The sequence below is a fragment of the Nonomuraea sp. NPDC049684 genome, from assembly GCF_044465345.1.
Lineage (GTDB): Bacteria > Actinomycetota > Actinomycetes > Streptosporangiales > Streptosporangiaceae > Nonomuraea.
Genome location: NZ_JBITLO010000003.1, coordinates 244,856 through 268,980, shown reverse-complemented (window position 1 = coordinate 268,980; position 24,125 = coordinate 244,856). Strand labels below are relative to the sequence as shown.

23 protein-coding genes are annotated in these 24,125 nt (G+C 73.4%); 4 read left to right on the top strand and 19 right to left on the bottom strand.

Features of this window, described 5'->3' with window-relative positions; all coding sequences use genetic code 11:
- Positions 1 to 5: 5 nt before the first annotated feature.
- The 6 genes from ACIBST_RS11525 to ACIBST_RS11500 all read right to left on the bottom strand — a co-directional run bounded on the left by ACIBST_RS11525 (position 6) and on the right by ACIBST_RS11500 (position 7,729).
- A complete protein-coding gene (locus ACIBST_RS11525; RefSeq protein WP_352353523.1) occupies positions 6 to 1,055 on the bottom strand; it encodes a low specificity L-threonine aldolase in 1,050 nt (349 codons plus the stop codon).
- Complete coding sequence (locus tag ACIBST_RS11520) at positions 1,052 to 1,681, bottom strand: SDR family NAD(P)-dependent oxidoreductase (RefSeq protein WP_397170997.1); 630 nt, start codon at positions 1,679 to 1,681, stop codon at positions 1,052 to 1,054. The genes ACIBST_RS11525 and ACIBST_RS11520 overlap by 4 nt, the downstream gene beginning before the upstream one ends.
- On the bottom strand, positions 1,678 to 3,741 hold the full coding sequence (locus tag ACIBST_RS11515) for a DUF6421 family protein (protein ID WP_397170995.1): 2,064 nt from the start codon (positions 3,739 to 3,741) through the stop codon (positions 1,678 to 1,680). Before ACIBST_RS11515 ends, ACIBST_RS11520 begins: the two co-directional genes overlap by 4 nt.
- A gap of 70 nt (positions 3,742 to 3,811) precedes the next feature.
- A complete protein-coding gene (locus ACIBST_RS11510; RefSeq protein ID WP_397170994.1) occupies positions 3,812 to 4,468 on the bottom strand; it encodes a response regulator in 657 nt (218 codons plus the stop codon).
- Positions 4,469 to 4,538: 70 nt separating this feature from the next.
- On the bottom strand, positions 4,539 to 6,254 hold the full coding sequence (locus ACIBST_RS11505; RefSeq protein WP_397171645.1) for a serine/threonine protein kinase: 1,716 nt from the start codon (positions 6,252 to 6,254) through the stop codon (positions 4,539 to 4,541).
- On the bottom strand, positions 6,254 to 7,729 hold the full coding sequence (locus ACIBST_RS11500; protein ID WP_397170992.1) for a hypothetical protein: 1,476 nt from the start codon (positions 7,727 to 7,729) through the stop codon (positions 6,254 to 6,256). Before ACIBST_RS11500 ends, ACIBST_RS11505 begins: the two co-directional genes overlap by 1 nt.
- Positions 7,730 to 7,831: 102 nt before the next feature.
- Here ACIBST_RS11500 and ACIBST_RS11495 point away from each other — a divergent pair, with 102 nt between their 5' ends.
- Positions 7,832 to 9,868 (top strand): hydantoinase/oxoprolinase family protein, encoded by a 2,037-nt coding sequence (locus ACIBST_RS11495; protein ID WP_397170990.1) that lies wholly within the window; start codon positions 7,832 to 7,834, stop codon positions 9,866 to 9,868.
- Positions 9,865 to 11,565 (top strand): hydantoinase B/oxoprolinase family protein, encoded by a 1,701-nt coding sequence (locus ACIBST_RS11490; protein WP_397170988.1) that lies wholly within the window; start codon positions 9,865 to 9,867, stop codon positions 11,563 to 11,565. Before ACIBST_RS11495 ends, ACIBST_RS11490 begins: the two co-directional genes overlap by 4 nt.
- On the opposite strand, the gene ACIBST_RS11485 is transcribed toward ACIBST_RS11490, so the two are convergent.
- From ACIBST_RS11485 to ACIBST_RS11440, 10 genes are all read right to left on the bottom strand, one after another.
- A complete protein-coding gene (locus tag ACIBST_RS11485; protein WP_397170986.1) occupies positions 11,508 to 11,972 on the bottom strand; it encodes a Uma2 family endonuclease in 465 nt (154 codons plus the stop codon). The two genes, ACIBST_RS11490 and ACIBST_RS11485, sit on opposite strands and share 58 nt — an antisense overlap.
- A gap of 171 nt (positions 11,973 to 12,143) precedes the next feature.
- Positions 12,144 to 12,782, bottom strand: coding sequence for an adenosylcobinamide amidohydrolase (locus ACIBST_RS11480; protein ID WP_387647836.1), 639 nt, complete (start codon positions 12,780 to 12,782; stop codon positions 12,144 to 12,146).
- A complete protein-coding gene (locus ACIBST_RS11475) occupies positions 12,779 to 13,555 on the bottom strand; it encodes an ABC transporter ATP-binding protein (RefSeq protein ID WP_397170984.1) in 777 nt (258 codons plus the stop codon). The genes ACIBST_RS11480 and ACIBST_RS11475 overlap by 4 nt, the downstream gene beginning before the upstream one ends.
- Complete coding sequence (locus ACIBST_RS11470) at positions 13,552 to 14,598, bottom strand: FecCD family ABC transporter permease (protein WP_397170982.1); 1,047 nt, start codon at positions 14,596 to 14,598, stop codon at positions 13,552 to 13,554. Before ACIBST_RS11470 ends, ACIBST_RS11475 begins: the two co-directional genes overlap by 4 nt.
- Positions 14,599 to 14,600: 2 nt before the next feature.
- Positions 14,601 to 15,563 carry an ABC transporter substrate-binding protein gene (locus ACIBST_RS11465; protein WP_397170980.1) on the bottom strand — a complete coding sequence of 321 codons (963 nt, stop codon included), beginning with the start codon at positions 15,561 to 15,563 and terminating at the stop codon, positions 14,601 to 14,603.
- A gap of 237 nt (positions 15,564 to 15,800) precedes the next feature.
- Complete coding sequence (locus tag ACIBST_RS11460; RefSeq protein ID WP_397170978.1) at positions 15,801 to 16,658, bottom strand: Gfo/Idh/MocA family protein; 858 nt, start codon at positions 16,656 to 16,658, stop codon at positions 15,801 to 15,803.
- Between the two features lie 72 nt (positions 16,659 to 16,730).
- Positions 16,731 to 17,543 (bottom strand): SDR family NAD(P)-dependent oxidoreductase, encoded by an 813-nt coding sequence (locus ACIBST_RS11455; RefSeq protein ID WP_397170977.1) that lies wholly within the window; start codon positions 17,541 to 17,543, stop codon positions 16,731 to 16,733.
- The gene (locus tag ACIBST_RS11450) at positions 17,540 to 18,757 is read right to left on the bottom strand and encodes a cytochrome P450 (protein WP_397170976.1); all 1,218 of its coding nucleotides are present in this window, start codon (positions 18,755 to 18,757) and stop codon (positions 17,540 to 17,542) included. The genes ACIBST_RS11455 and ACIBST_RS11450 overlap by 4 nt, the downstream gene beginning before the upstream one ends.
- Complete coding sequence (locus tag ACIBST_RS11445; protein WP_397170975.1) at positions 18,754 to 19,710, bottom strand: phosphotriesterase; 957 nt, start codon at positions 19,708 to 19,710, stop codon at positions 18,754 to 18,756. The genes ACIBST_RS11450 and ACIBST_RS11445 overlap by 4 nt, the downstream gene beginning before the upstream one ends.
- Positions 19,695 to 20,462, bottom strand: a complete 768-nt coding sequence (locus ACIBST_RS11440; protein ID WP_397170973.1) for a phytanoyl-CoA dioxygenase family protein — start codon at positions 20,460 to 20,462, stop codon at positions 19,695 to 19,697. Before ACIBST_RS11440 ends, ACIBST_RS11445 begins: the two co-directional genes overlap by 16 nt.
- 59 nt (positions 20,463 to 20,521) lie before the next feature.
- On the opposite strand from ACIBST_RS11440, the gene ACIBST_RS11435 reads away from it, so the two are divergent.
- Positions 20,522 to 21,448 (top strand): TIGR03621 family F420-dependent LLM class oxidoreductase, encoded by a 927-nt coding sequence (locus ACIBST_RS11435; protein WP_397170971.1) that lies wholly within the window; start codon positions 20,522 to 20,524, stop codon positions 21,446 to 21,448.
- On the top strand, positions 21,441 to 22,025 hold the full coding sequence (locus ACIBST_RS11430) for a histidine phosphatase family protein (protein WP_397170969.1): 585 nt from the start codon (positions 21,441 to 21,443) through the stop codon (positions 22,023 to 22,025). The genes ACIBST_RS11435 and ACIBST_RS11430 overlap by 8 nt, the downstream gene beginning before the upstream one ends.
- Before the next feature lie 15 nt (positions 22,026 to 22,040).
- Here the strand turns inward: ACIBST_RS11430 and ACIBST_RS11425 are convergent, their stop codons facing one another.
- The 3 genes from ACIBST_RS11425 to ACIBST_RS11415 are packed head-to-tail and all read right to left on the bottom strand — an operon-like array spanning position 22,041 to position 24,053.
- The gene (locus tag ACIBST_RS11425; RefSeq protein ID WP_397170968.1) at positions 22,041 to 22,979 is read right to left on the bottom strand and encodes a maleylpyruvate isomerase family mycothiol-dependent enzyme; all 939 of its coding nucleotides are present in this window, start codon (positions 22,977 to 22,979) and stop codon (positions 22,041 to 22,043) included.
- 20 nt (positions 22,980 to 22,999) lie between these two features.
- On the bottom strand, positions 23,000 to 23,758 hold the full coding sequence (locus ACIBST_RS11420) for a hypothetical protein (RefSeq protein ID WP_397170966.1): 759 nt from the start codon (positions 23,756 to 23,758) through the stop codon (positions 23,000 to 23,002).
- Between the two features lie 43 nt (positions 23,759 to 23,801).
- Positions 23,802 to 24,053: a hypothetical protein gene (locus ACIBST_RS11415; protein WP_352353565.1), complete on the bottom strand. Its 252-nt coding sequence runs from the start codon at positions 24,051 to 24,053 to the stop codon at positions 23,802 to 23,804.
- Positions 24,054 to 24,125 lie beyond the last annotated feature (72 nt).

The window sequence follows — 24,125 nt, the reverse complement described above, 5'->3', positions numbered from 1 at the left end:
GGCGGTCAGGCCCGCATCTCCTCGGCGACCGCCGCCGCGAACGCGTCGACGTCCGCCTCGGTGGTGTCGAAGGCGCACATCCAGCGCACCTCGCCGGTCGCCTCGTTCCAGGTGTAGAAGCGGAAGCGCTTCTGCAGCCGCTCGGTCACGTCCGCCGGCAGGATCGCGAAGACCGCGTTGGCCTCCACGGGCCGGGGCAGCGTGACGCCCGGGATGCGCCCCACGGCCTCGGCCAGCCGCCGCCCCATGGCGTTGGCCTGCCGCGCGTTGCGCAGCCACAGGTCGCCCGAGAGCAGCGCCTCGAACTGCGCCGAGACGAACCGCATCTTGGACGACAGCTGCATGAACGTCTTGCGGATGTAGTCGACGCCGGTGGCCGCCGACGGGTTGAGCACCACGACGGCCTCGCCGTACAGCAGGCCGATCTTGGTGCCGCCGAAGGAGAGCACGTCCACGCCCGCGTCGGTGGTCAGGGCCCGCATCGGCACGTCGAGCGCGGCGGCGGCGTTGGTCAGCCGCGAGCCGTCGAGGTGGACGAGCAGGCCGAGCTCGTGCGCATGGGCGCAGATCGCGGCGATCTCCTCGGGCGTGTAGACGGTGCCCCACTCGGTGGTGTTGGAGATGGACACCACCTTGGGCTGGGCCCGGTGCACGTCGCCGAAGCCCCACGCCTGGCGGTCGATCAGCTCGGGGGTGAGCTTGCCGTCGGGCGTGGGCACGGTGAGCAGCTTGATGCCGCCCGCCACCTCGGGGGCGCCGCCCTCGTCGGTGTGGATGTGGGCGCTCTCGGCGCAGATGACCGCCTCCCAGTGGGCGGTCATCGCGCGCAGCGAGACCACGTTGGCCGCCGTGCCGTTGAAGACCGGCCAGGCCCGCGCCCCGTCGCCGAAGTGCCGCTGGAAGACCTGCTGCAGCGCCTCGGTGTAGACGTCGTCGCCGTAGGCGATCTGGTGACCGCCGTTGGCCTGGACGATGGCCTGGAGGATCTCCGGGTGCACGCCGGCGTAGTTGTCGCTGGCGAACGCCTTGAGCTGGGGGTCGTGCCGGGGGATCAAGAAGTGAGGTCCAATCGGGTGCCGTTGATGTCTGCGGCGGGGCGGTCGTAGAGGCCGGCGATCGCCTCCGCCAGGTCGCCGACGTCGGTGAAGCCGGGGAACTTCGCCTCCGGCTTCGCGGCCCTCATCGCGTCGTTGACCAGGGCCTTCACCACCAGTATGACCGCCGCGGCCGTCGTGCCGGACAGCGCGTCGGCCAGGGAGAGCGTCCACGCCTCCGAGGCCGCCTTGGCCGCCGCGTAGGCCGCGCCGCCCGCCGTGGGGCGCTGGGCGGCCTTGGCGGAGATGATCACGAACCGGCCGTTGTCGCTCTTGCGCAGCAGCGGCTCGAAGGCCAGCGACACGTGCTGGAGCGTGCGGATCAGCAGGTCGTGCAGGTCGTCCCAGTCCTCCAGGCGGGTCTCGGCGAAGGTGCGCGAGCCGCGCCAGCCGCCGACCAGGTGGACCACGCCGTCGACCCGGCCGTGCTCGGCGTCGATCCGGGCCGCGAGGTCCTGGACGGCCGCGCGGTCGAGCAGGTCGACGTCGTCCTTGTCGACCCCGATCACGGTGTGCCCCTGCTTGCGGAAGTGCTCGGAAACGGCTTCACCCGTGGGGCCGCCGGCCCCGGTCACCAGGATGATCATGCGCGGATCCCCTTAGTCGACTCGACCACGTCTGTCAGCTTACGGCGCAGCGCCTCGTAGAACATGCTGAGCGGGAACTCGTCCGGCAGCACCGCGTCCACCTTGGCCTTCTGCTCCTCGGGCAGGGCCTGGACGCCCTTGGCCCACACCGAGCCGGGCGCCGGCGGCACGTACGCGCTGACCAGCTCGTGCGCGGCCAGCCAGTGCGCCAGCTTGGAGCGGTCGATGCTGTCGCGGTACAGCTTCTCGACCTCGCCCCGCAGGTCGGCCACGCCGTCCGCGACCCGCTCCCAGTCGATGGTGAGCCGGTTGTCGGTCCAGCGGACGATGTCGTTGCGGTGCAGGTACGCGAAGAGCAGCTGGCCGCCGAGCCCGTCGTAGTTGCGCACCCGGTCACCGGTGACCGGGAACCTGAACAGCCGGTCGAACAGGATGGCGAGCTGCACGTACCGGGCGTGCGGCACGCCCTTGCCCTCCAGCTCCACGGCCTCGCCGAACGCCGTCAGGTCGCAGCGCAGCTCCTCCAGCGAGTACAGCCAGTACGGCATCCGCTGCTTGATCATGAACGGGTCGAACGGCAGGTCGCCGTGGCTGTGCGTGCGGTCGTGGATCAGGTCCCACAGCACGAACGTGTCCTGGGCGAGCTGCTGGGAGTCCAGCAGGCGGGCGGCGTCCGGCGGCAGGTCGAGCCGGAGCGTGGCGGCGGCCGCCGCCGAGACCCGGCGGAACCGGGCGGACTCGCGGTCGGCGAAGATGCCGCCCCAGGTGAAGCGGGCCGGGGCCTGGCTCACCGCGACCGTCTCGGGGAACAGCACGGCCGAGTGGGTGTCGTAGCCGGAGGTGAAGTCCTCGAACGCGATCGGCACGAACATCGGGTTGTCGTAGCCGCCCGCCTCCAGCCTGGCCAGCCAGTCGGGCCAGATGGTGCGGATCCAGACGGCTTCGAGGTTGCGGCTGAGGTTGCCGTTCTGGGTGTACATGGGGAACACCACGACGTGCTCCAGGCCGTCCACGCGCTGGGTGTCGGGGTGGAAGAGGTCCAGGGCGCGCAGGAAGTCGGGCACGCCGAGGTCCTGGTCGGCCCAGGCGGCCAGGTCGTCCTGGACGGCCTGGAGGTACGCGGCGTCATGGGGGAAATAAGGCGAAATTTCGCCAACGCGGCGGCCGATCTCGGCGACCAGCGCCTTGGCCCGCTCCTTCTCCTCCGGCACCGAGCCGTCCTTGACCTGCAGCGGCTTCAGCTCCTCCACGGCCTCCTTGAGCCGGGCGAACAGCGCGGCCTTGGCCTCGTCCCGGGACCCGGCGGCCTCGTCGCCGCCGGGGACGCGGGCGGCCCAGGTGATCACGTTGCCCCAGAGCCTGCGGTGGTCGTAGTCCTCGATCGAGTCGTCGCCGAACAGGTCGGAGTCGGCGAACACGACGACCCGGCCCTTGCCGTGCCGCAGGGCGAGGGCCAGCGGCGCGCCCGCCGGGTCGGCGGTGGCCGAGGTGGCGAACAGCACCGTCGCCTCCTCGGGGGCGGTCAGGACGCCCGAACGGTAGAAGCAGGCCCGCTGGACGCCGGCCAGCACGCCGTCGCCCGTGGCGCGCTCGGCGAGCACCCAGGTGGCGACCTCGCGGTGGGCGTTCCTCGGGTCGCGCACGGTCGTGTGCCCGACGCCGACGCCGAAGCGGGCGAGCAGCTCGGCGACGTTGTTGCCGTACTTGTCCTGCTCCTCCTCGGCCAGCACCACGAGCCCGCCGCCCTCGGCCACGAACGCCTCGACGGCGTCCAGCTCGGCGGCGGCGAAGACGGGGCTGCCGTGGCCGGTGGTGCGCTCCCACCGGTCGCCGGACGGGTGGGCGATCACCAGGACGTCCTGGCCGGCCAGCGCCCCGGCCGTGAGGGCGCCCTCGGTGTGGGCGAGCACGTCGTGCCCCAGATGGCGCAGCGCGGCGGCCGCGCGCGCGTAGCTGTTGTCGTCGGGATGGGCGGGGTTGATGGTCTCGGCGACCTCGCGGCGGATGGTCCACGACTCGCTGTGGGCCTCGTCGAACAGCACCCGGGGGAACGATGGCATGAAATATCTCCTGTTACTACCGCCTTCTCACGGAAAATATACACATACGTACCCCCCTGTCCGTCAAACCTCAGGCCGCACCGGGGCGCACAACCCCTGATTCGTAGGCGAAGACGACCGCCTGGGCCCGGTCCCGCAGGCACAGTTTCATCAGCACCCTGGCCACGTGCGTCTTGACCGTGGCCTCGCCGACGTACAGGTCTCTGGCGATCTCGGCGTTCGTCAGCCCCCTGGCCAGCAGCCGCAGCACCTCCAGCTCGCGCGGCGTCAGCTCGGCCAGCATCGGCGAGGGCGGGGGGTCGGCGCGCCCGGCGAAGGTGGCGATGACCCGGCTGGTCACGGCCGGGTCGAGCAGCGCGTCGCCGGCGTGCACCACCCTGATCGCCTCCAGCAGCTGCTCGGGCGGCGACACCTTGAGCAGGAACCCGCTGGTGCCGGCGCGCAGCGCGGCGTAGAGGTTCTCGTCGGTGTCGAACGTCGTGAGCGTGATGACCTTGGGCGGGGAGGGCGTGTCCAGCAGTTCCCTGGCCGCGGCGAGCCCGTCGAGCCGGGGCATGGAGATGTCCATGAGGACGATGTCGGGTCTGGTGCGGCGGGCCACCGCGATGGCCTCGCGTCCGTCGCCGGCCTCGCCGACGACCTCCATGCCGGGGTCGCTCTCGACGACCATGCGCAACCCGGCCCTGACCATCGCCTGGTCGTCGGCGATGACGATTCTTATGCCCACAGGCGGAGGGTAGACGGCCGATGCCCGGCTTGGACACCCAGGTCAAGCCGGGCACAAGTCAGTTACAAGTCTACGAAAGGCGCACGCTCTGCCTGATGCGCGTCTGGACGGCGTCGTCGCAGGTGTTCTTGGCGCAGAAGTACATCACGAGCATGGTCTTGGGCTGACGGTCGATGACGTAGCTGACGAATCCGAGCCGGGTGCCGCCGGCCGGGTCGTGCAGCACGCCGTCGAAGCGGGTGGCCGGGCTGCTGCCCGCCTGGTCCTGGACCGGCTTGCCCAGGTCCACCTGGCCGGGCAGCAGGTTGTCCATCTTGCTCTTCATCTGCTCGGAGTCGCCGCCCGCGTCGAGGGTGTCGGAGACCTGGACGTACACGCCCACGGCGCTGTCGGGGTCGTCGGCGACGATCTGGGAGATCGCCGACCAGTCGGCGCCCGGACCGGCCACGAACAGCGACTCGAACTCGGTGGCGTGCGGCGAGGCCACCGCGAACAGGTCCTGGTGGGTGCGCGCGGACCAGTCGCCGGGGTACTCGAAGGCCAGCGGCGCGGCGGCGCTGGCGGCGTAGCGCGACCAGGTGTCGCCGCGGTGGTTGAAGATGATCATCGCGACCAGCGTCAGCGCGGCCACGGCGGCCACCAGCGTGACCGCCACGATCGGCAGCCGCCCCGGCCGCCTGGCCGGAGCGGTGGGATGGGTGGGGGCGGCGCGCCGGGAATGGGCCTCGTGCGGCCCCGAGGGCTGCCCCAGGCCGTGCGGGCCGGTGCCGGGCACCGCGTACGGGCTCTGCTGCGGGCCGGTCCGTGGGACGGCCTGAGGCCCCGTACGCGGGCCGGTCAGCGGGCCCGCCGCTCCCGGGACCGGCGCGGCGTGCGGGCCGGTGCGCGGGACGGCGTGCGGCACCGGATGCGGCCCCGACGGGTGCCGGCCGCCCGGCTCGGCCTCCAGGCCGCTGAGCGCGTCGCGCAGCGCGGTCACGAACTCGACGCAGGTGGCGTAACGCTGCTCGGGCGCCTTGGCCAGCGCCCGCGCCATCACGACGTCCACCTGCGGCGGCAGCTCGGGACGCAGCTGCGACAGCGGCGCGGGCTGCTCGGCCAGGTGCGCCCACAGCAGCGCGATGTCGTTCTCCCGCTGGAACGGCAGCCGCGCGCTCAGCGCCTCGTAGACCACGCAGGCCAGCGCGTACTGGTCGCACCGGCCGTCGATGTGCTCCTTGTTGATCTGCTCGGGCGACATGTACCGGGGCGTGCCGATGAACTGGTCGGTCTGGGTCAGGCCGGAGATCGACGAGCGGTGCTTGGTGATGCCGAAGTCGGTCAGGTAGACGTGGTCGCCGGCCAGCAGGATGTTGGCCGGTTTCACGTCGCGGTGGATCAGGTCGTGGGCGTGCGCGGCGTCGAGCGCGGCGGCCGTCTGGGCGAAGATCTGGCTGGCCTGGGCGAGCGGCAGCGGGCCCCGGTCGTAGATGAGCCGGCGCAGGTCGAGGCCGTCCACGTAGCGCATGGCGATGTACAGCACGCCGTCGGCGTCGGCGTTGGCCTCGTAGATGGGGATGATGTTGGGGTGCTCGATGCTGGCGACCGTCCTGGACTCCAGGATGAAGCGCTGGCGGAACCTGTCGTCCACGGAGAGCACCGGGTTGAGGATCTTCAACGCCACGCGGCGGCTGAGCCGGGGGTCGAGCGCCAGGTAGACGACGGCCATGCCGCCCTTGCCGACGATGTCCTCGATGTAGTACCCGGCCACCTCCTGGCCGATGAGCGATCTGTCGTTCAATTGCATCACGTCTCGATGGGATGGCCGCAGTAGCCGCAGAAACGATGGGCCGGGCCGAGCCTCATGCCGCACGAGGTGCAGTATTTGACCGGCGGCGAGTCGGGGGCGGTCATCACCTGCTGCTGCTGCGGGACCGCCTGGAACGGCTGCGAGCGGCGCACGACGACGGTCTGGCTGGCGCCCTCGTCGAACGGCGAGGGCACCGGCAGGGGCTCCGGCAGCTCGACCGGTCTGTCCGGGGCCCGCCGCCGCCACAGCAGGAACACCAGGCCGGCCCCGGCGATGAGCAGCAGCCCGGCCGCCACCAGGAACGGCCACAGCGGCGTGGAGCGCGACGGGGGCGCCGCCGCCTGCTTGGTGCCCTGGTCCTCGGGCCCGCCGCGCTTGGCCAGCGACGTCTTGAGCAGCGTGGCGGCCACCACGTTGCCGGGGTAGAGCTCCAGCACGCGCTGGAAGCCCGGCGCCGCCTCGGTGTAGTACCTGGTGTGGTAGCGGGTCAGCGCGGCCTCGAAGGCGGTGTCGATCGCGCCTCTGCGCGGCGCGACCTTGGCCGCGGCCAGGGTCGCGGTGATCTCCCTGACGCCCAGCATGGTGGCGGTCTTGCCGCCGCCGATGAGCATGCCGATGACGTGCCCGTCCTTGTCGCCGATCACCGGCGCGCCGGCCAGGCCCTGGTCGACCAGCGCGCCCAGCTTGACCGGCTCGTCCACCTTCTTCTCGGGGTCGGCGAACGGCCTGCCGGACACGCCGGCCTGGCCGCCCTTGGCCAGGTGGGCGATCTGCACGGTCTCCTGGACGCCGGGTCCGGGCCGGCCGAGGAAGCCGGCCACGTTGGTCGGCGAGCCCTCCTGCTCGGGCACCTTGTCGGCGAGCGGCGCGGTCGGCATGCCGACGCCGCCGGCGGCGGGCGTGAGCGGGACCAGCACGGCGGGGGTGTCGGGGGTCTTGCCGGCCTTGATGCACTTGTACTTCAGGCCCTGGCCGGGCGGCGAGACGTTGGTGAACACCGTGATGTCGGTGGTCACGTCGATGATGCAGGTGGCGGTGCTGGTCTTGGGCGGGTAGCACTCCTGCAGGTGGTGGTCGAGCAGGTCGTCCTTGAGCTTGTGCTTCTGGTAGTCGAGCGGGATCTTCACCTTGTGGTGCTCGGCGAAGATCTTGTTGGCGGCGTAGACGGCGACGTCGTCCGGGTTGACGGCGTTGCGCCTGAGCGTGACGACGTCGCCCTCGGGGTTGACGACGGTCCCCGTGCCCGACGCGAACGGGATGTCGTAGGAGCGCTCCACGTGTTTCAGCTCGCCGATGTGGTCGAGCAGGGTGATCTCCACATGGGACACCGCCTCCACCCGCACCACGGCCGGCGTCACCAGGTCGGTGATCCCGCTGGGATGGTTGTGGGCCGCGGCGGGGAGAGCCGCGGGGATCGCGAGCAGCACGAGCGCCGCCGCCATGCCGCCCGCCAGAGCTGTGATGCGCGCCATCTTGGCTCCAAACACTGAATACGTCCAGGTTCCCAATCAGATGCCGTAAGTCAAGAGATCGATACATAGACAAGCGCTTGCTCGGGGATCTACCGTACCGGGATGGGGTTCGCGATCGGCGTCGACGTCGGCGGCACCTTCACCGACGTGGTCCTGAGCGGCCCCGGCGGGGTCGCCGCCGTGGCCAAGTGTCTGAGCACCCACGACGACCCCATCGCGGGCATACTCACCGGCGTTACTCGCGCGCTCGGATCCGTGGACCCCGCCCGGGTCACCCGGGTCGTGCACGCCACCACGCTGGCGACCAACGCGGTGCTCGAACGCACCGGCGCGCGGGTGGCGTTCGTGACCACCAGGGGCTTCCGCGCCGCCGTCCCGCTCGGGCGGCACGCCCGCGTGGAGGAGGACCGGTACGACCTGCGCTTCACCCCGCCCCCTCCCCCGGTCGCGCCCGGCGACTGCTTCGAGGTGGACGAGCGCGTCTCGGCCCGCGGCGACGTGCTCACCCCCCTGGACCCGGGCTCGGTACGGCGGGCCGCCGCGGAGATCGCCCGGCGCGGCATCACCTCGGCGGCCGTCTGCCTGCTGCACTCCTACGCCGAGCCCGCCCACGAACGGCGGGCCGCGGCGATCCTGCGCGAGCACGTGCCGCACGTGGTGGCCTCCTGCGAGATCTGGCCCGAGATCCGCGAGTACGAGCGCGCCACCACCACCATCATGTCCGCCTACATCGGCCCGCTGATGACCTCCTACCTGTCGCGCCTGCGCGAGCGCCTGGCCGCGATCGGGATCGACGCGCCCGTGCACGTCATGGAGTCCGGCGGCGGCGTCGTCTCGGCCGAGCTGGCGGCCCGGCGGGCGGTGTCCACGATCGAGTCGGGCCCGGCCGCCGGGGTGCTGGCGGCGGCCGGGACCGGGCTGCCGGACGTGATCTCGTTCGACATGGGCGGCACGACGGCCAAGGCGTGCGTGGTGCGCGGGGGACGTCCGGAGATCACCCACGAGTTCCACGTGGGCGGCAAGGGCAGCTTCGGCGGGCGGCGGGCGGGCACCGGCGTGCCGATCAAGACCCCGGCCATCGACCTGGCCGAGGTCGGCGCGGGCGGGGGCAGCATCGCGTGGCTGGACCCGGCGGGCGCGCTGCGCGTCGGGCCCCGGTCGGCGGGCTCCTCCCCCGGTCCCGCGTGCTACGGGCTCGGCGGCGGCGAGCCGACGGTCACCGACGCCGACCTCGTGCTCGGCTACCTCTCCCCGGCCTCGACGCCGCTGTCGGCGCCGCTGTCGGAGCCGCTCGCGGCCAAGGCCGTGGACCGGCTGGCCGGGCCGCTCGGGGTGTCCCGGGAGGAGGCGGCGCACGCCGTGCACGAGATCGTCAACGCCTCGATGGCCGCGGCCGTGCACGTGGTGACGGTCCAGCGCGGGATCGACCCGCGGGGGTTCGCGCTGGTGGCCTTCGGCGGCGCGGGGCCGATGCACGCGGCCGGGGTGGCGCGGCGGTTCGGGATCGCGACGGTGGTGGTGCCCGCGTACTGCGGGGTGGCCTCGGCGGCCGGGCTGCTGGCGGGGGCGCTCTCGACGGACCGGGTGCTGTCGCGGCTGGACGCGGGCGACCCGGAGGAGGTGTTCGCCGCGCTGGCCGCCGACGCCGCCGCCGATCTGGGCGTCGCCCGGGTGCGGGTGGCCCGGTCGGTGGACGTGCGCTTCAAGGGCCAGTCGCACGACCTGACCGTGGAGTGGGCGGAGTCGCGGGAGGAGCTGGCGTCACGATTCTTCGCGAAATATGCGCAGGTGTATGGGATTGCCCAGCAGGGGGAGATCGAGCTGGTCAGCTACCGCGTCCGCGTCACGGACGCCACCGCCCCCGCGCCCGCCACCGCGCCCGCCACCGCGCCCGCCACCGCCGCCCCTCCCCGCCGGCCCGAGCCGCCCGGCGGCGGCGCGGAGGGCCGCAGGAGGGCGTACTTCCCCGAGGCCGGGGGGTGGCTCGACGTCCCCGTGCACCCGCGGCGGACGCTGGACCGGGTGCGCGGCCCGGCGATCGTCGAGGACGCCGGGTCCACGATCGTCGTCCCGCCCGGCTGGCGGGCCGCGGCCGGCCCGTCCGGCGCGGTGCGCCTGACCCTGGAGGGCGCCGCGTGAACGACGCGCTGACCGCCGAGGTGCTGAGGAACGCGCTGGTCGTGGCCGCCGAGGAGGCCAGCATCGTGGTGGTGCGGTCGGCGTACTCGACGTTCATCGTGGAGGGCTCCGACGCCTCGGCGGCGATCCTGGACGCCGGGGGCAGGCTGGTCGCGCAGTCCATGGCGACCACGCTGATGAACAGCATGGCCCTGAAGGTCGCGCTGCCCGAGTTGCTGAAGGACGTCCCGCCGCACACCATGCGGCCCGGCGAGGCGTACGCGCTCAACGACGCCTACCGGGGCGGCGTGCACACCAACGACCTGCTGGTCTACCGGCCGGTGTTCGCCGGCGGGGTCCCGGCGTACTTCACCGCCACCATGATCCATGTCTCGGACCTGGGCGGGCTGTCGGCCGGCGGGATGGCGCCGCTGGCCACCGACATCTTCCTCGAAGGGCTCCAGCTCCCGCCGGTCCGCCTGGCCACCCGGGACGGCCTCGAACCGGCCGTGGAGGCCGTCCTGCGGGCCAACAGCCGCACGCCCGACAAGGTCATGGGCGACGTGCGGGCGCTGGTGGCCGGGACGGCGGTGGCCGCAGCCCGCGTGGAGGCCCTGATGGCCGAGTACGGCGTGGCGGGCCTGGCCGCGGGCGTCGAGGACTACCTGGACCACACCGAGACCAGGACCCGCGCGGCGCTGGCGGAGCTGCCCCGGGGCCGGTTCGAGGCGTCGTACCCGATCGACGACGACGGGGTGCGGCCGGGGGTGGCGCACCACGTGCGGGTCGCCGTCACGCTGGGCGGGGACGCGGCCGTCCTGGACTTCACCGGCACCGGGCCGCAGGTGCCCGCCGCGATCAACGCCTCGGCGTCGCAGTCGCTGGCGGCGGCCGTCTTCGCGGTGCGCTGCTTCCTGGACCCGACGATCCCGATGAACGACGGCTGCCTGCGCGCGATCGAGGTCGTCCTGCCGGCGGGCTCCCTGCTGAACGCCCGTTCCCCGCATCCGTGCGGCGGCCGGTACGTCCCCATCTACGCCGCCATGGAAGCGGTGTTCCAGGCGATGTCGGACGCGATGCCGGACCGCGCGATCGCGGCCAGCGGGATCCTCCAGCCGTTCTCGATCGCGGCGGTGGGGGCGCCGTACTGGATCCACCTGTCCTACGACTTCGGCGGAGTGGGCGCCCGGCAGGGGCTGGACGGGCCGGACGCGACGGGCGTGCACTTCGGCATCGGCCGCAACTCGGTGCCGCAGGCCGAGCCGGTGGAGAGCCGCTGCCCGCTGATCGTGGAGTCGGTCGAGACGATCGCCGACTCCGGCGGCCCCGGCCGCTTCCGGGGCGGGCTCGGCTCGCGTACCGTCTACCGCTTCCTGGCCGACTGCCACGTCACCACCCGCGGCGACCGCCTGCGCCTCCCGCCCCCGGGCCGGGACGGCGGCCTGCCCGGCAGGGTGGGCGGCTTCCACAAGCGCCACCCGGACGGGCGGGTGGAACGCCTGGCCTCGAAGGTCAACAACGTGCGGTTCGCGGCGGGCGAGGCGTTCGTCGTGGAGACCACGGGCGGCGGCGGCCTCGGCCCCCCGTCGGAAAGGGACCCGGCGGCGATCCTCGCCGACCTGGAGTCAGGCCACATCACCCCCGAAGGCGCCGAGAAGGACTACGGCTTCGCCCTCCGGGGACCGGTCAGGACGGCCGGGTCGAAGCTCACCGGATAGGGAGCCGAGAGACTGACCGTGGTGCCCGCCTCATACGCGACGGGCCCCTTGTAGGAGTCGTCGTCGAGCTCGTAGACGTAGAGCGTCGGCCCCTCGTCGGGCTCCACACGCCAGTAGAGGGGAATCCCGGCTGCCGCGTAGGCCAGCACTTTGCTCGTACCGTCGAGTAGTCGGGCGTGCGGGCCCGCGACCTCCACGGCCAGCAGCACATCGCTGGCCACGAGCGGCCCCGACCCGCAGGCTTTCTCGGGCACCACGACGAGGTCGGGGATGTAGAGGCACCCCTCGCCGGCGCGAACGCCGACGCCCGGCAAGGGCTCCAGCCCGGGCGTGGCCGCGTCGTCGAGGATCACCAGCAGCCGGCTGATCACTCGTTGGTGATCGGGGGTGGAGGGAGGACTCACCACCAGGCTCCCGTAGACACGCTCGTAACGGTTCCCGCCGTTGGGGAACGTAAGGAGGTCATCGTCCGGGCCGGGAAGAACGGTGCACCTTGTGGGGGGTTCGATCGCCAATGCGGTCACCCACTCAGTATCGGGAGTCACGCCCTTGTCCACATGCTACTTCCCCCAAAATGCTCACCTGTAGTCACCGGGGCGCCACGCCTCGGCGCCGCGGCGGACGGCTGTGTGGACGGCGCGGGCCGCGCGGGCGCCCCACTCCGAGCGGGGGCCGCCGAAGAGCTGCTCGGGGCCGTCCTGCGGGACGACCACGCACACGGCGTCCGAGGCGGTGCCCGTGCAGGGGTAGCCGGCCTCGATCAGCGCCTGGGTCTTGGCCTCGGTGACCGTCATGACAAGGTTCACCAGGGCGGCGTCGGTCATGGCGACGGGCAGGACGGTCACGATGTTGACGGTGCCCGCCCGCATGGGGGCGAGCTCGGGGTCGGCGGCGCCCTCGGGGGCGGCGGCCCAGGTGGGGACGCGCAGCCCGACGGTGGCCACGGCCTCGGCTCCCCCGTCGGCGGCCCGGACGTACCGGTCGACGGAGGCGGCGGTCAGCATGCCGACGCCGGGGCCGGGCGGCCCCAGCTCGACCAGGTGGTCCACCGGGTCCATCCGGGCGTAACCGGCCACGACCTGGGCGTTCAGCACCCATTCTCGGGGGCCGATGCCGCCGCCGAGCATGGCCGAGGAGATCATGCGGAAGCCGGGCCCGAACTCCCACAGCAGGGACCCCAGCCGGGTCCCCTCCTCCACGCGATAGGTCAGCTTCACGTCCCACCTCGCACCAGGTGCACCACGGGCCGCCCGTCGGGGCCCGGCTCGATCTTGACACGGGCGTCGAAGTGCCGTCCGATCAGCGCCTCGGTGAGCACCTGGTCGGGGCGGCCGGTGGCGGCGGCGCGGCCGTCGGCCAGCAGCATCAGGCTGTCGGCGTACAGGCCGGCCACGGTCAGGTCGTGCAGGGTGGTGACGACGGTCAGGCCGTCGGCGCGGCGCAGGCGGTCGACGAGCTCCAGCACCTGCTGCTGGTGGCCGAGGTCGAGCGCGGTGGTGGGCTCGTCGAGCAGCAGCACGGGGGCCTGCTGGGCCAGCGCCCTGGCCAGCACGACGCGCTGGCGCTCGCCGCCGGACAGCTCGCCGACGCGGCGTCCGGCGAAGGAGGTCAGGTCCAGCCGGTCCAGCACGGACGCGGTCACCTCGCGGTCGTGCCGGCTCTCGCGTCCCAGGTAGGGGATGTACGGCGTGCGTCCCAGCAGGGCGTAGTCGAAGACCGTCATGTCGGGCGGCAGGGCGGGCGTCTGCGGGGCGTAGGCCAGCAGCCTGGCGCGCTCGCGGGGCTTGAGCGCGGCGAGCGGGCGCTCGTCGAGCACGACCTCGCCCCGCTGCGGGACGATCGCGCCCATGACGGTCTTGAGCAGCGTGGACTTGCCCGCGCCGTTGGGCCCGATGATCGCCAGCCACTCGCCGCGCCGCACGTGCGCGTCCACGCCGGTCAGCACGTCGCGCTCGCCCAGGCGCACCGACAGGGCCCGTACGCCGATCACGTGGCCACCCGCCTGGTCATACGCAGGACGCCGACGAAGAACGGCGCCCCGACGAACATCGTGACGACCCCGATGGGCAGTTCGGCCGGCGCGATCACGGTACGGGCGATGAGGTCGGCCGCCACGAGGAAGGCCGCGCCGCCGATCAGCGACAGCGGCAGCACGATCCGGTACGAGCCGCCCGCCAGCCGCCGGACGACGTGCGGCACGACCACGCCGACGAACCCGATGAGCCCGCTGACCGCGACGGCCGACGCGGTGGCCAGCGAGGCGGCCACGAGCACGGTCAGGCGCACCCGCCCGGCCCGTACGCCGAGGCTGCCGGCCTCCTCGTCGCCGACGCTGAGCACGTCCAGCATCCTGCCGTGCAGCAGGAGCAGGACGGAGGAGACCGCGGCGTACGGCAGCACCAGCAGGAGCTGGTCCCATCCGCCGCCGACGTCGCCGAGGATCCAGGAGTAGATGCGCTCCAGCTCCTCGACCTTGAGCTGCTGGACGAACGTCTGGATCGCGGTCAGGAACGACGTGACCGCCACCCCGGCCAGCACCAGGGTGGCCGTGCCGCCACCGGCGCCGCCGGAGCGGCCGGCCGCGTTGCCCAGCGTGTACGCCAGGAACACCCCGCCCACCGCCCCGGCGAAGGCGGCGACGGGGATGCTCGCGCTCGCGCCGGGCAGCAGCACGATGGCCAGCGTCGTGGCCAGCCCGGCGCCGGAGGCGGCCCCCAGCAGGTACGGGTCGGCCAGCGGGTTGCGGAACACGCCCTGGTACCCGGCGCCGGCCATGGCCAGCAGGCCGCCCACGACCGCGGCGACGAGCACCCTGGGCAGGCGCAGCTCGTACAGCAGGCCCTGCTCGACCGGCGCGAGGCCCGAGTCGGCCGAGACGAACGGCAACCAGTCCGCCACCTGGAGGACCACCTGCCACGGCGAGATGTCCGCCGCGCCGCCGAGCAGCCCGGCGACCATCGTGAGGGCCAGCACGGCCAGGGCGCCCGCCACCCAGACCGGACGCGCCCTCGACGGCTGCGCCTTGCCTGTCACCGTCAGCCCGCGCCGCCGGCCTTGGCCACGGCCGCGCCGATCGCCTGGGCCAGGTCCACGACGCGCGGGCCCCAGCGGGAGGCGAGGTCGTCGTCGAGCTGGATCACCTGGTCGTTCTTGACGGCCGAGAGGTTCTTCCAGCCGGGCCGCTTGGCCAGCGTCTCCTTGCTCTGCTGGCAGCACTTGACGTCGGCCAGGAAGATCAGCGCGGGGTCGGCCTGGGCGACGAACTCGGCCGACAGCTTGGGGTAGCCGCCCGCCGCGTCCGGGGCCTGGTCGGCGATGTTGGTCAGCCCGAACATGCCGTAGACCTGGCCGATGAACGTCTTGGACGTGGCGGCGTAGGGCGTCTGGTCGAGCTCGTGGTAGTAGGTGAGCTTCTTGTCCTTGGGGGCGTCGGCGGCCAGCTTGGCCATGGCCGCCTTCATGCCGGAGACGACCTCGTCGGCCTTGGCCTTGTTGCCGGTGGCCGCGCCGATCTCGCCGATCTCCTCGTACGCCTCCTCCAGCCCGGTGGCGGCCGGTTCGAGCAGGACGGGGACGTTCACCTTGGCCAGCTCGGCGACGATCTTGTCCTGGTCGTTGGAGAGGATGACCAGGTCGGGCTTCTTGGCGATGATCGCCTCGACGTTCGGCTTGAAGCCGGACAGGTCGCTCTTGGGGGCCTGCGGCGGGTAGTTCGACTGGTCGTCCACCGCGACGACCTGGGGGCCGGCGCCGACCGCGAACAGCGTCTCGGTGTGGGTGGCCGAGAGGGAGACGATGCGTTCCGGCTTCTTGGCGAGGGTGACCTTGCCGTTGCCCGCCTCGACGGTGACCGGGAAGTCCCCGGTGCTCGCCGCGGTGGTGGCAGGGGGGTCGGCGGGGGAGTTCGAGGGGGCGACATTGGCGCCGGTCTGGCCACATCCGGCCAGGACGAGCGTTCCCAGCAGCGCGCCCGCGAAGGCCGTGCGTACGGGCCTCACGAGTAGTCCTTTCACACTGTCGGAACCGAGAGACCCGCGATGAGCGACGGATCACCCTTTTCCACGAGGGTTGATGACGTCGGCGCAGAGGCAGGCGACCTGGCTATGACAGTTGCGGGACAGCGCCGGAATCGCACCGGACTTCGCTGCAGCACTGCGCGTCGGACAAACGTTATCAATGCCCCAGACTTCCTCGACGTCAAGGGGTCTCGGGGTCAGGCGGCGAAGGCCACGGGATCAGGCGGCGAGCTGCGCCTCCGCGGCGGCGATGATCTCCTGGAGCCGCAGGCCGTGCGCCGCGTCCAGCGGGTGGCCGCCGCCGCGCCGGACGGTCTGGGCGAACTCCTCGGCCACGACCTCCAGGGGGTCCTCGTCGCCGGGCAGCAGGACGGCGTTGCCGGTCCTGCCGTACACCTCGAAGGTCGAGGGCGGCAGGTCGCCGACGGCCGCCATGCACAGGGACGCCTCGCTGACCGCGCCGCCCTCGTGCTCCAGCAGCAGGCCGGTCCAGCCGAGCGGGTTGCCGTGCGCGCGCACGCCGACGATCCGGCCGAGCGCGGCGTCGAGCAGGTCGATCACGTGCGGGCCGACGTCCAGCAGGGCGCCGCGCTCCAGCCGCCACGGGGTGGCGAACGGGTTGCCGCCGAGCAGCGCGCCGGAGATGTTGGCGGCGTGCCCGCCGAACGGCTGGATCTCGGCGCAGCGGGCCAGGAACGCGCGGGTCGGGGTGGCGTAGCGCATGGTGAGCATCATCTGCGAGGGGACGCCCGTCTCCGCCACGGCCTCGGCCACGCGCATGGCCCCCTCGACGGAGTCGGCGAGCGGCTTCTCCAGCAGCAGCGCCTTGCCCGCGTGGGCGGCGCGGACGGCCAGCTCGGCCTGCACGCCGGGCGGCACGCAGAACGCCACGGCCTCGCAGGCGTCGAACAGCTCCTCGACCCGCTCGTACACGGGGGCGCCGAGCCTGGCGGCCTGCTCGGGGCGGCGGGCCCAGACGCCGGCGAGCCGGGTGTGGGGGCCTTTGGCCAGCATCGGCGCGTGCGCCATCTCCGCCCAGGGCCCCGCCCCGATCAGCCCGACCGCGACCGGCTCCATCCGTCCCCCTTAGTCCGCTTTTCTCCCGACCTTAGATCCCTCGGCCGGGCTCCCGCCCACCGGCCCCTCCGGTCAGGCGCGGGAGCGGTGGATGGCGTGCTCGGGGCGGTGGACGAGGGTGCCGCCGTCGAGGGCGACAGTCTGGCCGGTGATGCAGCGGGACTCGGCCGAGGCCAGGAAGGCGACCAGATCGGCCACGTCCTCGGGGGCGCAGGGCCAGGGCAGGAGGCGTTCGGCGGCCTTGTCGGCGAGCTGCTCCGGGGTGAGGGCGCGCTCGGCGGCGGCGGTCATGACCAGGGCGGGGGCGACGGCGTTGCAGCGGATGCCGCGGTCGCCGTACATGGTGGCGACGTAGCGGGTGAAGCCGACCAGGGCCGCCTTCGAGGTGCCGTACGCGGCGTGGTCCACGTCGCCGGTCAGGCCCGACACCGAGGACGTCAGGACGATCGCGCCGCCGTCGCGCATCACCGGGACGACGTGCTTGACCAGCAGCATCGCGCCCCGCAGGTTGACCTCCATCGTGCGGTCCCAGACGGCGGCGTCCATGGCGGTCAGGTCGCGGTCGCGGCCGTAGACGTCGCGGTCGAGGCAGGCGGCGTTGGAGTGCAGCACGTCCACCCGGCCGAAGGCGGCCACCAGCGCGGCCACCGACTCCTCCACCTGCTTCTCGTCCGACACGTCGCAGGTCAGCGCCATGGCGGCGCCGCCCCGGGCGCGTACGGCGGCGGCGGTGGCGCGGGCCGGGGCGGCGCGCAGGTCGAGCACGCCCACCCGGGCGCCCTCGGCGGCCAGCCGGGCCGCGCAGGCCGCGCCGATGCCCGACCCCGCCCCCGTCACCAGCGCCACCCGCCCGCCGAACCGGCCGTTCATGGTGCCGGCGGTCACCACTCCACCGCCAGCGCGCTCAGCCCGCGTCCCACCAGCGACCTGCGGTAGACGACGGGCGCGTCCGGGGCGAGCCGCAGGCCGGGCAGGCGGCGCCCGAGGACGTCGAGCGCGGTGCGCAGTTGCAGGCGGCCGAGCGCCGCCCCGACGCAGAAGTGGATGCCGTACCCGAAGACCAGGTGGTCGGCGGCGTTGGGACGGTCGATCACGAACCGTTCCGGGTCGGGGAAGACGGTCTCGTCGTGCCCGGCGGAGTCGGTGGACAGCAGGACGAGCGAGCCCGCCGGGATCGTCACGCCGTGCAGGACGACGTCCTGGACGGCGTACCGGAAGGAGCCCAGCGAGGCGCCGTCGATCCGCATGCACTCCTCGACCGCCCCCGCGATCGAGGCGGGCGGCACCGGCCAGGCGTCCTCGCGCAGCAGCCGCAGGACGCTGTTGCCGAGCTGGTTGGGGACGGTGTCGTTGCCGCCGAGCAGGATCGTGGAGATCAGCTCGACGACCTCCCGATGGCTCAGCTCGTCGCCGATCAGCGAGGTCATCAGGGACGTGAAGTCGTCCCGCGGGTCCTTGGCGCGGGCGGCCACCAGGCGGTCGACGTAGTCGAGGTAGGCCAGGAAGCTGTCGGCCAGCTCAAGCTGGCGGGCGGGCGGCTGCGGCGACAGGAACAGCATGAACCAGTCCTTGACGTGCGCCTGCACGAACGCCTCGTCGGCCTCGGGCACGCCGATGAAGCGGGCGGTCAGCTTGACCGACGGCTCGTGCCCGATCTCGGCGACGAAGTCGGCCCGGCCCCTGGGGGCGACCCGGTCGAGGACGTCCTCGTTCAGCCGCCGGAAACGCTCCTCCATGGCGGCGACGGCCCGCGGCGTGAAGGCCCGGGAGACCGAGCGGCGCAGGCGGGTGTGGTCCGGCGGGTCCACGTTGGCCACGAAGCTGGACAGGAACGAGCCGTGCTCGCCCAGCTTGGCGCGGGTCTGCGGGGTGAGGCTGCGGGAGATCGTCAGCGACCCCTCGGAGGAGAAGCGGGCCGGGTCGCCGTACGCGGCGCGCACGTCGGCGTGGCGGGTCAGCACGTACGCGCCCAGATGCTCGCTGCGGAACACCGGCTGTGCGGCGCGCAGGCGGCGCAGGAAGTCGTACGGCGCGGCGACGTGCCAGTCGGCGGCGACGTCGAAGTCCTGCGCCGAGGCGGGGGTCGTCGCAGAGGTCATCGCAGGATCCTCCTGGGGTTGTCGACGAGCATCTGGTGGAGCTGGTCGCCGGTGACGCCGCGTCTGCGCAGTTCGGGCACGACGTCGCGGGAGATGTGCAGGAGGTGGTAGTTCGGGTGGCGCCGCCGTACGACGTCGGGGTCGAACCGGTCATTGAAACAGTACGAATCGTGACCCAGAACCATTTTTCCGGCGTGCCCGCGTTCGCACATCGCCGCCACCACCGCCACCCGGTCCTCGAACGAGCTGATCGTCTCGATGCCGAACCGGTCCATGCCCAGGTACGAGCCGCCCGCCACCAGCTCCTCCAGGTACGCCAGGTCGGTCGAGTCGCCCGCGTGCCCGATCACCACCCGGTCCAGGTCCACGCCGAGCGAGCCGAGCAGCCGCTGCTGCTCCAGCCCGCCCCTGGAGGCGCTGTGCGAGTGCGTGGTGATCGGCGCGCCGGTGGCCAGATGGGCCTCGGCCACGGCCCGGAACACCCGCTCGCACCCCTTGGTCATCCCGAGGTGGTCGGAGGCACATTTCAGCATGGCCGCCCTCACCCCGGTCCGCCCGATCCCCTCGGCGATGTCGCGGACGAAGAACTCGGCCAGCCGGTCCGGGCCGCCGAACAGCGACCCCGGCCCCCGGTTCCCGAAGTACGGCGGCAGCGCGTCGTAGGTGTAGAGCCCGGTGGCGGCCACGATGTTCACCGACGTCAGCTCGGCCACCCGCTGGACGGCCGGGACGTACCGGCCCAGCCCGACGACGGTCAGGTCGACGATGGTGTCGATCCCCTCGGCCTTGAGCGCGTCCAGCTTGGCCGCCGCCTCCCGGGCCCGCCGCTCCAGGTCCCAGCCCTCGGGGACGTCCGGCCAGTTCCACAGGATCTCCGGGCTGAGCCCGAACACGTGCTCGTGCATCAGCGTCGCCCCGAGGTCGGCGACCGGTCCCCTCACGGTCTCAGGCACGGGAACCTCTCGTGCTCGAAGGGCCGGTTGACCTCCAGGCCGAGCCCGTCGGTCTGCCGGTACGGCAGCCCGGTGTAGAGGGCGTCGGCGTCGAAGTAGGTGACGGTGAACGACAGGCGGGCGGCCTCGCGCCGGTTGGCGGGCGCGCCGTGCACGGTCAGCGCGTGGTGCACGGTGGCGTCCCCGGCCCGCAGGTCGAGCGGCGGGGACAGCTCCAGCTCCGCGATCCAGGGATGCTGGGTGAGCTGGTCGTCCCCGGCGCGGGTGAAGCTGCGCCCGAGCAGGCCGCAGCGGTGTGAGCCGCTGTAGAAGCGCAGCGACCCCATGTCGGCGGGCACGTCGGCGAGGGCCAGCCACACGGTCAGCATGGCCGAGCGGTCCATGGGCATCCACGGGAAGTCCTGGTGGAACTCGGTGGCGCCGTGCTCGCCCGGCTCCTTGACCAGCAGGTTGGTGACCTGCACGCGCACGGCCCGCACCCCGCCCAGCAGCCGTACGGCGTTGCGGCCCATGGCCGGGCTGGTGCTCAGCGCGCCGAACAGCTCGTCCTCGGCGGCGACGTCGCGGGACTGCCCGAAGGCCCGGTCGACCGGCGTGTCCCCGGCCCGGGTGCGCGACCGCAGGCGTTCGCGGGCCCGTTCGCGCAGCTCGCCGACCGTGTCGGGGGCGACCAGCCGGTCCAGGCGGACCCAGCCGTGCTCGCCGAAGAACGCCACCTCGTCGTCGGTCGCCTGGCGTACCGGGATCTCCATGGCCACCAGTGTGCCACTCCAAGCAAGCGCTTGGTAAGATCCGGGTCGAGGAGGATGCCGTGCGACGGTTCAGGTTCGGTGCGGTGCTGCGCGGGGCGCGGTCCGGCAAGGAGTGGGCCGAGCGGGCCAGGCGGCTGGAGGCGTCCGGCTTCGACGTGCTGCTGGTGCCCGACCACCTGGTCGGCCCGCGCTTCGCGCCCGTCGCGGCGCTGACGGCGGCGGCCTGCGCCACCACCCGGCTGCGCGTGGGCACGCTGGTGTTCGCCAACGACTTCCGGCACCCGGCCGTGCTGGCCAAGGAGGCCGCCACCCTGGACCTGCTCTCCGGCGGACGCCTGGAGCTGGGCCTCGGCACCGGCTGGATGGCCGACGAGTACGAACGGGCCGGGCTGCGGCTGGACCCGCCCGGCGTGCGCCTCGACCGGCTGCGCGAGGCCCTGGAGGTGATCAAGGGCCTGTGGGCCGGGGGCCCGCTGACGTACGAGGGCGCGCACTACCGCCTGGCCGGGCTGGCGCAGGAGCCCCGGCCGGTGCAGCGCCCGCGCCCGCCGATCCTGCTGGGCGGCGGCGGCCCCCGCATGCTCGCCCTGGCCGCCGAGCACGCCGACATCGTCAACCTCGGCACCCGCGTCAAGGCGGACGGCACCGGCCCCGACCCGCGCGACGCCGGGCCGCAGGCGTTCCTCGCCAAGCTGGCGCTGCTGCGGCGCAGCCCCCGCCACCACCTGCTGGAGATCGGCACCAGCGTGATGCAGGTGGGCGAGCGCAAGCCGGAGGAGTCGTGGAGCGCCGCCGACACCTCGCGGCTCGGCGACACGCCGCAGGTGCTGCTCGGCACCCGCCGCGACATCGTGGACCGGCTTCGCCACTGGCGCGACGCGCACGGCGTCTCCTACTTCGTGCTGCACCACGAGCGTGACCTGGCCGCCTTCACCCCTGTCGTCGAGGAGCTGGCGGCCCTGCCGGATGATGGACCTCATGGATGAGATGTTGTTGCTGAGGCACGGAGCCACCGAATGGAGCACGGCCGGCCGGCACACCGGCCGTACCGACCTGCCGTTGACGCCCGACGGGGAGGACCAGGCCAGGGCGCTGGCGCCGCTGGTCAAGGCGTCCGCGTTCGGGCTGGCGCTGGTCTCCCCCGCGCAGCGGGCCCGCCGTACGGCGGAGCTGGCCGGTTTGACGGACTACGAGGTCGACCCCGACCTGTGGGAGTGGGACTACGGCGGCTACGAGGGCATCACCACGCCGGACATCAGGAAGACCCGGCCCGGCTGGTACCTGTGGCGTGACGGCGTGATCCCCGGCGACGCCGAGCATCCCGGCGAGAGCGCCGCCGAGGTGGCCGCGCGCGCCGACCGGGTGATCGAGCGGGCCCGAGGGGCCGAGGGGCGGGTCGTGCTGGTGGCGCACGGCCATTTCCTGCGCGTGCTGGCCGCCCGCTGGCTCGGCCTCGACCCGGCCGACGGCCGGCTGCTGCGCCTGGACACCGGCACCTACTCCCGGCTCGGCTTCGAGCACGCCGAACCGGTCCTGCTGAGCTGGAACTCACCGGTCGCCTGACCAGGGACGCCGGAGTCAGTCGCACCCGAGGGTGGCGGCGGCGTGGATCAGGTCCTGGACCAGGTCGCGGTCGCCCTCCGACGCGTGCGGGAAGGCGTCCGGGGGCCACCGGCCGGCCACCAGCCGGCAGAAGTCCACCGCGCCCGCCGAGATCAGCCCGGCGTCCCGGCCGGGGGCGCGCGAGAGCGGGACCGTCCAGGTGCCGCCCCCCGGCCCGGTCAGCACGACGGTGACCGAGACGTCGCGGCGCGGCCCCCTCAGCGCCCGGGGCAGCAGCGCCAGGCCGAACTCGGCGACCAGGCGCACGTGCCCGGCCCGGGGCGGCGCGGGCGGGCGGCCGGTCGCCGCCCTGATGTCGTCGGCGTGCGTCCAGGTCTCGAACGTGCGCTGCACCAGGGCCTGGCGCAGCGGCGCGCGGGCCGGGCGCACCCCCGCCAGCGCCACCTCCACCCCGAGCAGCACCTCCCCGGCCCTGGAGAGCCGTTCCAGCAACGCCCCGGCCTGCTCCCGCCAGCGCCGGTGCTCCCCCGCCCGCTCCCCCGCCCGCTCCCCTGCCCGCTCCCCTGCCCGCTCGCCCGCCCGCTCCCGGGCCGCGCCCGCGCCGGGCAGGCCCATGAAGCAGGCCACGGTGGCGTCGTTGGCGGCCAGGTGCCCGACCAGGTCGCGGACCGTGCCGTGCCGGGCGATCGGCGCGTCCCACTGGGACGGGCCCAGCTCGGCGAGCAGGTCGTCCATGAGCGCCACCTGCTCGGCGTACGGCACGGTCACGGACGCCACGCCCCCGGCGGCGGGCGCGCGCCGGCGGCGGGCCCCCGACAGCACGGCCGCGCGCAGCTCGGGCGGCGGCCCGGCCGGCGGGCGCCGCGGACCCGCGGGCGCGGCGGCGGCGCGCGGTTCCGGCTGCGCGGCGAGGGGATCGGCCTCGCCCCCGCCGTAGAGGTACGGGTCCGTCATGGCTGCCTCCGCAGCCGACGCTAACCCGGCCGCGGTCCCCGCGCCAGACGGCTGCCGGGAAACGGCGCGAGCAGGGTCTCGCGCCAGGGGCCTTCGAGGTAGCCGCGGGCCCGCCTGCCCCAGTCGAGCAGCCGGGAATCGGGCGCGACCTCGTCGTCGAGGCCGAGCGCGGCGTCGCGGGCCCGCTGGGTGGCCAGGTGGTCCTCCAGCGAGACGGCCCACATGGTGACGGCCTCGGTGTCGCAGAACAGCACCTCGTACAGGCCGGTCAGGGTGTGGCCGTGCTCGGCCAGCAGGGGGGCGCGCTCGGTGCGGACGGCCTCCAGGTAGTCCAGCGCGGCCCCGGGCCGGACGCGGGCGCTCTCGAAGAGGTAGAACTCGGCGGCGGGAGCCTCGGCGAGCGGCGGGCAGCCCGGCGCGGCGCCGAGCGGCCGGGAGAAGGCGGAGAAGCGCAGGTCGTCGATGTCGGACAGGAACAGGCGCTGGTCCACGCCCTGGTAGATGCCCATCATCTGGCGCCAGCCGCCGTCCCACCCGCCGTGGCAGTCCCACAGCGTGACGGCCTTGAACTGGGGGTGGCCGGTGATGCCCACGGCGTAGAAGGCGCCGACGAGGTCGATCTCGCGCGACCTGATGGACATGCCGGTGGTCAGGGCGGGCTCGGCGCGGCTCTCGTCCTCGCGTTTGTAGCGGGTCAGCCAGGTCAGGTACTCCAGCGGCCGCCTGGAGTTCATCGGCCGGAAGTCGACCTCTTCGAGCAGGTGGATCGCACGCCGCACCACGCCTCCTCTACCAAGCATTTGCTTGGCACGAGGATAGCGATCAGGTCAGCGCCTGGGAAGGCCGCGGCCCCCTGCCGGTCAGCCACTCCAGCACCCGGCGGTGCCCGGAGGCGGCGTCCTCGAAGTGGCCCCAGTGCCAGTAGCGCGGCTGGTCGCGCAGGCCGGTCACCCAGGTGCGGTAGGAGATGGCGGCGCCCGCGGGCGCCACGCCGTACGTGCGGACCACGACCTTGCCGCCCGGCGCGAGCAGCACGTCGTCGGCGATCGGGTACAGGTTCATCTGGTCGAGCATGACGACATCCTGACCGGCGGAAAGTCCCCGCCGGTTACGCCTCCGGCGCGCCCCCGTTACGGAAGCGCGCCG

Excerpts from the sequence above, each read along its gene's own strand:
- ACIBST_RS11450 (WP_397170976.1), bottom strand. The coding sequence starts at position 18,757 with ATGACCTCTGCGACGACCCCCGCCTCGGCGCAGGACTTCGACGTCGCC.
- ACIBST_RS11500 (WP_397170992.1), bottom strand. The coding sequence starts at position 7,729 with ATGGCGCGCATCACAGCTCTGGCGGGCGGCATGGCGGCGGCGCTCGTG.
- ACIBST_RS11415 (WP_352353565.1), bottom strand. The coding sequence starts at position 24,053 with ATGCTCGACCAGATGAACCTGTACCCGATCGCCGACGACGTGCTGCTC.
- ACIBST_RS11425 (WP_397170968.1), bottom strand. The coding sequence starts at position 22,979 with ATGACGGACCCGTACCTCTACGGCGGGGGCGAGGCCGATCCCCTCGCC.
- ACIBST_RS11440 (WP_397170973.1), bottom strand. The coding sequence starts at position 20,462 with ATGGAGATCCCGGTACGCCAGGCGACCGACGACGAGGTGGCGTTCTTC.
- ACIBST_RS11515 (WP_397170995.1), bottom strand. The coding sequence starts at position 3,741 with ATGCCATCGTTCCCCCGGGTGCTGTTCGACGAGGCCCACAGCGAGTCG.
- ACIBST_RS11520 (WP_397170997.1), bottom strand. The coding sequence starts at position 1,681 with ATGATCATCCTGGTGACCGGGGCCGGCGGCCCCACGGGTGAAGCCGTT.
- ACIBST_RS11505 (WP_397171645.1), bottom strand. The coding sequence starts at position 6,254 with ATGCAATTGAACGACAGATCGCTCATCGGCCAGGAGGTGGCCGGGTAC.
- ACIBST_RS11495 (WP_397170990.1), top strand. The coding sequence starts at position 7,832 with ATGGGGTTCGCGATCGGCGTCGACGTCGGCGGCACCTTCACCGACGTG.
- ACIBST_RS11460 (WP_397170978.1), bottom strand. The coding sequence starts at position 16,658 with ATGGAGCCGGTCGCGGTCGGGCTGATCGGGGCGGGGCCCTGGGCGGAG.
- ACIBST_RS11430 (WP_397170969.1), top strand. The coding sequence starts at position 21,441 with ATGGATGAGATGTTGTTGCTGAGGCACGGAGCCACCGAATGGAGCACG.